Genomic DNA, 9350 nt, shown 5'->3' on the forward strand with positions numbered 1-9350 from the left:
CAAAAGCTAAAGCGGGCACGGTCCACTGTAGGAGCTGGCTTGCCGGCGATGGCATCACCTCGGTGTGTCTGGAAGACCGAGGTGTCTGCATCGCCGGCAAGCCAGCTCCTACAGAAAAGCGGCTCTGCTTTCGTTCTGGTCTTTGCTTTTACCATAAGTAGCCGTTACCGCAGAAACGGATATGTACACAATCAAACCACCTCAGCCTGCCGCACCTGCTTCTCCAGTTCAGCCTTCAACCCCGGCTCCAACTTAAGCTGCCGCGCCAACTCATCGAGGTAAGCCTTCTCCATGAAGTTCTCCTCATCCACCAACATCACACTGGCGATATACATCTCGGCAGCCAACTCCGGAGTACTGGCAGCCCGAGCCACATCTGCCGGATCCAGCGGCTTGTTCAGCTCGGCATGCAACCACTGCTGCAACTCACGATCGTTATCCAGCTTCACAAACTCCCCTTCGATCAACGCCCGCTCACGCTCATCCACATGCCCGTCAGCCTTGGCCGCAGCCACCAGCGCCTTCAAAATCCCCTGGCTGTGTTGCTCGACCTGGGCCGGCGGCAACCGATCAATGGTCTGCGGCTCCCCTTGAGGCGCACTGGCCTGCTGCGCCTGCCAATTACCGTAGGCCTTGTAGGCAATCACCCCCAAAGCAGCCAACCCGCCATAGGTCAGCGCCTTGCCGCCAAACTTGCGGGCTTTCTTGTTGCCCAGCAACAAACCCATGGCGCCGGCCGCGAGGGCCCCACCACCGGCACCGCCAAGCAAGCTACCCAACCCGCCGCCACCCAGCAGTCCGCCAAGGGCACCCTTGTCATCTGACTTGCGCTGCCCGCCAGCCTTGTTCTGCAACATGTCCTGGCCGGATTTGAGCAGTTGATCGAGCAATCCACGGGTATTCATTCACAACCTCCAGAAACTCAAGTTCACAGGACCAATAGGCCCCCAGCGTAAAACTAAGTGCCAAAAACCCCCGATCTAGAGTGCTTCCAGATGTAACGCGCTTACCCCTCAATTAAAACGATATACACTCGAACAAATCTATAAAAACACCCCACTGGTAATTCCAGCATGATGACCTTGCGTCAAATCCGTCACTTCATCGCCGTGGCCGAGACCGGCTCAATCTCCGCCGCTGCCCAGACCGCCTTCATCTCCCAGTCCACCCTGACCCTGGCGATCCAGCAACTGGAACAGGAAATCGGCGTCAACCTGTTCAACCGCCACGCCAAGGGCATGACCCTGACCCACCAGGGCCACCAGTTCCTGCGCCAGGCGCACCTCATCCTCGCCACCGTCGACAACGCCAAGCGCAGCCTGCAACAGAGCACCGACCAGGTGGCCGGGCAGTTGATCATCGGCGTGACCAGCCTGGTCGCCGGCTACTACCTGGCGGACTTGCTTACCCGCTTCCAGCGCGCCTACCCCAATGTCGAAATCCGCGTGATGGAGGACGAACGCCCCTACATCGAACACCTGCTGGTCAGCGGTGAAATCGACGTCGGCGTGCTGATCCTCTCCAACCTCGAAGACCGCCACGCCCTGCAAACCGAAGTGCTCACCCACTCGCCCCACCGTTTATGGCTGCCCGCCCAGCACCCGCTGCTGGAACACGACAGCATCAACCTGGCGGATGTGGCGCGCGAGCCGCTGATTCAGCTAAACGTCGACGAAATGGGCCACAACGCCCAACGCATGTGGACCGGCGCCGGGCTGCAACCCCGCGTCACCTTGCGCACCGCCTCGACGGAAGCCGTGCGAAGCCTGGTCGCCGCCGGCCTGGGCGTGTCGATCCAGCCGGACATGACCTACCGCCCCTGGTCCCTGGAAGGCGACATCATCGAGGCCCGGCCGATTGCCGACCTCAGCCAGACCCTAGACGTGGGCCTGGCCTGGCGCCGGGGCACGGCGCGCCCGGCGCTGGTGGACCCATTCCTGACGGTGGCCCGCGAACAGCCCCACCCACGCAAGCCATCTATTTAATCGAATGCTGCTTTCAGTATTTAGTATTTGTTGACCTCGCGCCTGACCTCTAGTCTCTGCTCATCCCATAAGAGAAGGTCAGGCGCCTCGCACGAGAACAGCCATGACCACACAAGAAAAGAGATCGCGAAAAATGTCTGGCGCGCCCACACCGCTGCTCACTGCGTTGCTGATCGACGGCGAACTGGTCCCGGGCCAGGGGTTTGTCGAGCCGATCATCAACCCGGCCACCGGTGAAATCCTCACCCATATCGCCGAAGCCAGTACCGAGCAGGTCGAAGCCGCAATCCTCGCCGCCCACCGGGCCTTTGCCGGTTGGTCGCGGACCACGCCCCAGCAGCGTTCGAACATCCTCCTGGGCATCGCCGAGACAATCGAAAAACAAGCCGACTACCTCGCCCGCCTGGAATCGCTGAATTGCGGCAAGCCGCTGCACCTGGCACGTCAGGACGATTTGAGCGCGACCGTCGATGTGTTCCGTTTCTTCGCCGGCGCCGTGCGCTGCCAGACCGGGCAACTGAGCGGTGAATACCTGCCGGGCTACACCAGCATGGTGCGTCGCGATCCGATTGGCGTGGTGGCCTCCATTGCGCCGTGGAATTACCCGCTGATGATGGCCGCCTGGAAAATCGCCCCGGCCCTGGCGGCCGGTAATACCCTGGTGTTCAAGCCGTCGGAACATACCCCGCTGTCGATCCTGGCCCTGGCGCCCGTACTGAGCCAGTTGTTGCCGCGCGGGGTGATCAACATCCTGTGTGGCGGCGGCGAAGGGGTCGGCAGCCATTTGGTCAGCCACCCGAAGGTGCGCATGGTCTCGTTGACCGGCGATATCGTCACCGGGCAGAAGATCCTCCAGGCCGCCTCCAAGACACTCAAGCGCACGCACCTGGAGCTGGGCGGCAAGGCCCCGGTGATCGTGTGCAACGACGCCGACCTGCAAGCCGTGGTCGAAGGCGTGCGCGCCTACGGTTACTACAACGCCGGCCAGGACTGCACCGCCGCGTGCCGCATCTACGCCCAGGCCGGTATCCACGACAAATTGGTGGCCGAGCTCGGCGCCGCCGTCAGCAGCCTGCGGTTTGCCGGCAAGCGAGATGCCGACAACGAACTCGGCCCGCTGATCAGCACCCGCCAGCGCGACCGCGTCGCCAGTTTTGTCGAACGCGCCCTCGGCCAGCCGCATATCGAACGCATCACCGGCGCCGCCGTGCATTCCGGTGCTGGCTTCTTCTACCAGCCAACCTTGCTGGCCGGTTGTAAACAGAATGATGAAATCGTGCAGCGCGAAGTGTTCGGCCCGGTGGTCACCGTGACCCGCTTCGACGAGCTGGAACAGGCGGTGGACTGGGCCAACGACTCGGAATACGGCCTGGCCTCCTCCGTGTGGACCCAGAATCTGGACAAGGCGATGCAAGTGGCGTCGCGCCTGCAATACGGCTGCACCTGGATCAACAGTCATTTCATGCTGGTCAGCGAAATGCCCCACGGCGGCTTGAAGCGCTCGGGGTATGGCAAAGATCTGTCCAGCGATTCGCTACAGGACTACAGCGTGGTGCGGCACATCATGGCGCGCCACGGCCAGCATCTTTAAAACAACAACTACGCTCACGCACCACCTGCTGCAAAAACTGCCCCGACCATAATTAAAGAAGAGGGAACCCCCATGTCTGCGCACAAGACCGCTCTGCTCAGTGCCCTGACCACCGCGCTGCTGGCCAGTGTCAGCATCCAGGCCGCCGAACCGCTGAAGGCGGTGGGTGCCGGTGAAGGCCAGTTGGATATTGTCGCCTGGCCCGGCTATATCGAACGTGGCGAAAGCGACAAGAACTACGACTGGGTCACCGGTTTCGAGAAAGAGACCGGCTGCAAGGTCAACGTCAAGACCGCCGCCACCTCCGACGAGATGGTGAGCTTGATGGCCAAGGGCGGCTACGACCTGGTCACCGCGTCGGGCGATGCCTCGCTGCGGTTGATCGTCGGCAAGCGCGTACAGCCGATCAACACCTCGCTGATTCCCAACTGGAAGAACATCGACCCGCGCCTGAAAGATGCGCCGTGGTACGTGGTCGGCCAGCAAACGTACGGCACGCCGTACCAGTGGGGCCCGAACGTGTTGATGTACAACACCAACGTGTTCAAGACCGCGCCCACCAGCTGGAACGTAGTGTTCGATGCGCAGAACCTGCCGGACGGCAAGCCGAACAAAGGCCGCGTGCAGGCCTATGACGGCCCGATCTACATCGCCGATGCGGCGCTGTACCTCAAGGCCACCAAGCCGGAACTGGGCATCCAGAGCCCGTACGAGCTGACCGAAACCCAGTACAAGGCCGTGCTCGACCTGTTGCGCGCCCAGCAGCCGTTGATCCACCGCTACTGGCATGACACCACCGTGCAAATGAGCGACTTCAAGAACGAAGGCGTGGTGGCCTCCAGCGCATGGCCGTATCAGGTCAACGGCCTGGTGAACGAGAAACAGCCGATTGCCTCGACCATTCCGAAGGAAGGCGCCACCGGCTGGGCGGATACCACCATGCTGCACACCGATGCCAAGCACCCGAACTGCGCCTACAAGTGGATGGACTGGTCGCTGCAGCCGAAGGTCCAGGGTGATGTGGCCTCGTGGTTCGGTTCGTTGCCGGCGGTTCCCGCGGCGTGCAAGGAAAGCGAACTGCTGGGCGCCGAGGGTTGCAAGACCAACGGTTTCGACCAGTTCGAGAAGATCGCCTTCTGGAAAACCCCGCAGGCTGAAGGCGGCAAGTTCGTGCCGTACAGCCGCTGGACCCAGGATTACATCGCGATCATGGGCGGGCGCTAAGCACTCCCTAGTTGATCGTTCCCACGCTCCGCGTGGGAATGCCTCCTGTGACGCTCCGCGTCACGACTTTAAGGGCGGACGCGGAGCGTCCAGCGCTGCATTCCCACGCAGAGCGTGGGAACGATCACCTCTACCTCCGATTTAATTTTTACAAGACGCGCCTTTTTGGAGCACCGCACCATGACGCTTGCAGTCCAATTCACCCACGTTTCCCGTCAGTTCGGCGAAGTGAAAGCCGTTGACCGGGTTTCCATCGATATCCAGGACGGCGAGTTCTTTTCCATGCTCGGCCCTTCCGGCTCGGGCAAAACCACGTGCCTGCGCCTGATCGCCGGGTTCGAGCAACCCAGTGCCGGCTCCATCCGCATCCACGGTGAGGAAGCCGCCGGCTTGCCGCCGTATCAGCGCGACGTGAACACTGTGTTCCAGGATTACGCGCTGTTCCCCCACATGAACGTGCGGGACAACGTGGCCTACGGCCTGAAAGTCAAAGGCGTGGGCAAGACCGAACGCCTCAACCGCGCCGAAGAAGCCCTGGGTATGGTCGCCCTCGGCGGTTACGGCGACCGCAAGCCGGTGCAACTCTCCGGCGGCCAGCGTCAACGTGTGGCCCTGGCCCGCGCACTGGTCAATCGTCCGCGCGTATTGCTGCTGGATGAGCCCCTCGGCGCTCTCGACCTGAAGCTGCGCGAACAGATGCAAAGCGAGCTGAAGAAACTGCAACGCCAACTTGGCATCACCTTCATCTTCGTCACCCACGACCAGACCGAAGCACTGTCGATGTCCGACCGTGTGGCCGTATTCAACAAGGGCCGCATCGAACAGGTCGACACCCCGCGCAACCTGTACATGAAGCCCGCCACCACCTTCGTCGCGGAATTCGTCGGCACCTCCAACGTGATTCGCGGCGAATTGGCGCAACGCTTGAGCGGTAACCCGCAGCCGTTCTCGATCCGCCCGGAACACGTGCGCTTCGCCGAAGGCCCGCTGGGCAGCGGCGAGGTGGAAGTCAGCGGCCTGCTGCATGACATCCAGTACCAGGGCAGCGCCACCCGCTACGAACTAAAACTGGAAAACGGCCAGGCCCTGAACATCAGCCAGGCCAACAACCAATGGCTGGACACCACCGCCGGGCATCAAGTCGGCCAGTCCATCACCGCGCGCTGGGCGCGGGAAGCCATGACGCCGTTGACCGACATCGCAGGCGAGGTGTGACATGAGCCTGGCCCTGTCCCAACCCCCGATGCGCAGGTTTTCCAACCTGCTGTACAAGAAGCCCAACCTGTACCTGTCGCTGCTGCTGGTGCCGCCGCTGATCTGGTTCGGCGCGATCTATTTGGGTTCGCTGCTGACCTTGCTGTGGCAAGGCTTCTATACGTTCGATGACTTCACCATGGCGGTCACCCCGGACCTGACCCTGGCCAACTTTGCCGCGCTGTTCCAGCCGTCGAACTTCGACATCATCGTGCGCACCTTGAGCATGGCGGTGGTGGTGTCCATCGCCAGTGCCATCGTCGCGTTCCCGATCGCCTACTACATGGCGCGCTACACCACCGGCAAGACCAAGGCGTTTTTCTACATCGCGGTGATGATGCCGATGTGGGCCAGCTACATCGTCAAGGCCTACGCCTGGACCCTGCTGCTGGCCAAGGGCGGCGTGGCGCAGTGGTTCGTGCAGCACCTGGGCCTGGAGCCGGCGCTGCAATTCATCATGGGCATTCCCGGCGTGGGCGGCAGCACCTTGAGCACCTCGCACCTGGGGCGGTTCATGGTGTTTGTGTACATCTGGCTGCCGTTCATGATTCTGCCGATCCAGGCCTCGCTGGAGCGTTTGCCGCCATCGTTGCTGCAGGCCTCGGCAGACCTTGGCGCCAAGCCGCGCCAGACCTTCATGCAGGTGATTCTGCCGCTGTCGGTACCGGGGATCGCGGCGGGTTCGATCTTTACGTTCTCGCTGACCCTGGGCGACTTCATCGTGCCGCAACTGGTGGGCCCGCCGGGTTACTTCGTCGGCGGCATGGTGTACGCGCAACAAGGCGCTATCGGCAACATGCCCATGGCCGCGGCGTTCACCCTGGTGCCGATCGTGCTGATCGCGGTTTACCTGTCCATCGTCAAACGTCTGGGGGCCTTCGATGCACTCTGAAAAAGCCTCACTCAGTCTAAAAATCGCGGCCTGGGGCGGGTTGGTTTTCCTGCACTTCCCGATCCTGATCATCTTCCTCTACGCCTTCAACACCGAAGAGGCGGCGTTCAGCTTTCCACCCCAGGGCTTCACCCTGAAGTGGTTCAGCGTGGCCTTCTCGCGGCCGGACGTATTGGAAGCGATCAAGCTGTCGCTGCAAATCGCGGCCATCGCCACGCTGATTGCGATGGTGCTCGGCACCCTGGCCTCGGCGGCGTTGTATCGCCGGGAGTTCTTCGGCAAGCAAGGCATCTCGCTGATGCTGATCCTGCCGATTGCACTGCCGGGGATCATCACCGGTATCGCGTTGCTGGCGACCTTCAAGACCCTGGGGATTGAGCCGGGGATGTTCACCATCATCGTCGGCCACGCGACCTTCTGCGTGGTGATCGTCTACAACAACGTGATCGCCCGTTTGCGCCGCACTTCCCACAGCCTGATCGAAGCCTCGATGGACCTCGGCGCCGACGGCTGGCAGACCTTCCGCTACATCATCATGCCCAACCTCGGCTCGGCGTTGCTGGCCGGCGGCATGCTGGCGTTCGCGCTGTCGTTCGACGAAATCATCGTCACCACCTTCACCGCCGGCCACGAGCGCACCTTGCCGCTGTGGCTGCTCAACCAGTTGAGCCGGCCACGGGATGTGCCGGTGACCAACGTGGTGGCGATGCTGGTGATGATCGTGACGATGTTCCCGATCCTGGGTGCCTATTACCTGACCCGCGGCGGCGAAAGCGTGGCCGGTAGTGGCGGTAAATAACTGACAACACATTGCCACTGAAGGAATGAGGTTCAAATGTGGGAGCGGGCTTGCTCGAGAACGCGGTGTATCAGTCACGTGATGTATCAACTGAAAGACCGCTCCCACACTTGAACCGGTTTCGGCAGGGGAAACGATGCAGCTTTAAGAGGACAGAACCATGCAAACCAAACTGCTGATCAACGGCCATCTGGTCGAAGGCGAAGGCCCGGCGCAGCCGGTGTTCAACCCGGCGTTGGGTCGGGTACTGGTGGAAATCAAGGAAGCCAGCGAAGCCCAGGTCGACGCCGCCGTGCGTGCTGCCGACAGCGCTTTTGAAGGCTGGTCGCAAACGCCACCGAAGGATCGCTCGCTGCTGCTGCTCAAACTCGCCGACGCCATCGAAGCCCACGGCGCAGAGCTGGCCAAGCTTGAGTCGGACAACTGCGGCAAACCCTACAGCGCGGCGCTGAACGACGAGATCCCGGCGGTGGCCGATGTGTTCCGCTTCTTCGCCGGCGCCAGCCGCTGCATGAGCGGTTCGGCCGGCGGCGAGTACCTGCCGGGCCACACCTCTATGATCCGCCGTGACCCGGTGGGCGTGATTGCCTCCATCGCGCCGTGGAACTACCCGCTGATGATGGTCGCCTGGAAAATCGCCCCGGCCCTGGCCGCCGGTAATACCGTGGTGCTCAAGCCTTCGGAACAAACCCCGCTGACCGCGCTGCGCCTGGTGGAACTGGCCGCTGAAATTTTCCCGGCCGGTGTACTCAACCTGGTGTTTGGCCGTGGGCCAACCGTGGGCAGCCCGCTGGTGAATCACCCGAAAGTGCGCATGGTGTCGCTGACCGGTTCGATTGCCACCGGGGCCAATATCATTTCCAGCACTGCCGACAGCGTCAAACGCATGCACATGGAACTGGGCGGCAAGGCGCCGGTGATCATCTTCAACGACGCCGATATCGACGCGGCGGTGGAAGGCATTCGCACCTTCGGCTTCTACAACGCCGGGCAGGATTGCACCGCTGCGTGCCGGATTTATGCACAGGCCGATATCTACGACGCGTTCGTCGAAAAGCTCGGCGCGGCGGTTGCCAGCATCAAATACGGTTTGCAGGATGACCCGGCCACCGAGCTGGGCCCGCTGATCACCGCACAGCACCGTGACCGTGTGGCCGGGTTTGTGGAGCGTGCCGTGGCGCAATCCCATATCCGCCTGATCACGGGTGGCAAGGCGGTGGAAGGCAACGGGTTCTTCTTCGAACCGACGGTGTTGGCCGACGCGCAGCAGGACGATGAAATCGTGCGCCGCGAAGTGTTCGGGCCAGTAGTGTCGGTAACCAAATTCAACGACGAGGCCCAGGTATTGGCCTGGGCCAACGATTCGGACTACGGCCTGGCCTCTTCCGTGTGGACCGCCGATGTCGGCCGCGCCCATCGCCTGGCTGCACGGTTGCAGTACGGCTGCACCTGGGTGAACACCCACTTCATGCTGGTCAGCGAAATGCCCCATGGCGGTCAGAAACTGTCCGGCTACGGCAAGGACATGTCCATGTACGGCCTGGAGGACTACACCACGGTTCGCCATGTGATGTTCAAGCACTGACCCTTTACCCCTGTCGAAGC

General features: G+C 62.1%; 8 protein-coding genes. 7 read left to right on the forward strand and 1 reads right to left on the reverse strand.

All coding sequences use genetic code 11. From position 1 onward, the window contains the following. Nucleotides 1-191: 191 nt before the first annotated feature. Entirely contained in the window at nt 192-905 is a 714-nt protein-coding gene (locus tag HX807_RS26135; protein WP_003209547.1) for a tellurite resistance TerB family protein, read from the reverse strand. A gap of 168 nt (nt 906-1073) precedes the next feature. Between HX807_RS26135 and HX807_RS26140 the strand changes: the two genes are divergently transcribed. The 7 genes from HX807_RS26140 to HX807_RS26170 all read left to right on the forward strand — a co-directional run bounded on the left by HX807_RS26140 (nt 1074) and on the right by HX807_RS26170 (nt 9330). After that, entirely contained in the window at nt 1074-1985 is a 912-nt protein-coding gene (locus HX807_RS26140; protein ID WP_003209548.1) for a LysR family transcriptional regulator, read from the forward strand. A gap of 133 nt (nt 1986-2118) precedes the next feature. Beyond that, nucleotides 2119-3576 (forward strand): gamma-aminobutyraldehyde dehydrogenase, encoded by a 1458-nt coding sequence (locus tag HX807_RS26145; RefSeq protein ID WP_003209549.1) that lies wholly within the window; start codon nt 2119-2121, stop codon nt 3574-3576. Nucleotides 3577-3648: 72 nt separating this feature from the next. After that, the gene (gene ydcS / locus HX807_RS26150) at nt 3649-4800 is read left to right on the forward strand and encodes a putative ABC transporter substrate-binding protein YdcS (protein WP_003209550.1); all 1152 of its coding nucleotides are present in this window, start codon (nt 3649-3651) and stop codon (nt 4798-4800) included. 180 nt (nt 4801-4980) lie between these two features. Further along, entirely contained in the window at nt 4981-6015 is a 1035-nt protein-coding gene (locus HX807_RS26155) for an ABC transporter ATP-binding protein (RefSeq protein ID WP_003209551.1), read from the forward strand. 1 nt (nt 6016) lies between these two features. After that, on the forward strand, nt 6017-6946 hold the full coding sequence (locus HX807_RS26160) for an ABC transporter permease (RefSeq protein ID WP_003209552.1): 930 nt from the start codon (nt 6017-6019) through the stop codon (nt 6944-6946). Continuing rightward, complete coding sequence (locus tag HX807_RS26165) at nt 6936-7745, forward strand: ABC transporter permease (RefSeq protein ID WP_003209553.1); 810 nt, start codon at nt 6936-6938, stop codon at nt 7743-7745. The genes HX807_RS26160 and HX807_RS26165 overlap by 11 nt, the downstream gene beginning before the upstream one ends. Before the next feature lie 160 nt (nt 7746-7905). Beyond that, nucleotides 7906-9330, forward strand: a complete 1425-nt coding sequence (locus HX807_RS26170; RefSeq protein WP_003209554.1) for a gamma-aminobutyraldehyde dehydrogenase — start codon at nt 7906-7908, stop codon at nt 9328-9330. The last annotated feature ends 20 nt before the right edge of the window (nt 9331-9350 follow it).

The organism is Pseudomonas sp. D8002 (genome assembly GCF_013385695.1).
In the GTDB taxonomy this organism is placed as follows: Bacteria; Pseudomonadota; Gammaproteobacteria; order Pseudomonadales; family Pseudomonadaceae; genus Aquipseudomonas.

What these genes read in the sequence shown, in the direction of transcription:
- HX807_RS26135 (WP_003209547.1), bottom strand. Translation starts at nt 905, where the DNA reads ATGAATACCCGTGGATTGCTCGATCAACTGCTCAAATCCGGCCAGGAC.
- HX807_RS26140 (WP_003209548.1), top strand. Translation starts at nt 1,074, where the DNA reads ATGATGACCTTGCGTCAAATCCGTCACTTCATCGCCGTGGCCGAGACC.
- HX807_RS26145 (WP_003209549.1), top strand. Translation starts at nt 2,119, where the DNA reads ATGTCTGGCGCGCCCACACCGCTGCTCACTGCGTTGCTGATCGACGGC.
- ydcS (WP_003209550.1), top strand. Translation starts at nt 3,649, where the DNA reads ATGTCTGCGCACAAGACCGCTCTGCTCAGTGCCCTGACCACCGCGCTG.
- HX807_RS26155 (WP_003209551.1), top strand. Translation starts at nt 4,981, where the DNA reads ATGACGCTTGCAGTCCAATTCACCCACGTTTCCCGTCAGTTCGGCGAA.
- HX807_RS26160 (WP_003209552.1), top strand. Translation starts at nt 6,017, where the DNA reads ATGAGCCTGGCCCTGTCCCAACCCCCGATGCGCAGGTTTTCCAACCTG.
- HX807_RS26165 (WP_003209553.1), top strand. Translation starts at nt 6,936, where the DNA reads ATGCACTCTGAAAAAGCCTCACTCAGTCTAAAAATCGCGGCCTGGGGC.
- HX807_RS26170 (WP_003209554.1), top strand. Translation starts at nt 7,906, where the DNA reads ATGCAAACCAAACTGCTGATCAACGGCCATCTGGTCGAAGGCGAAGGC.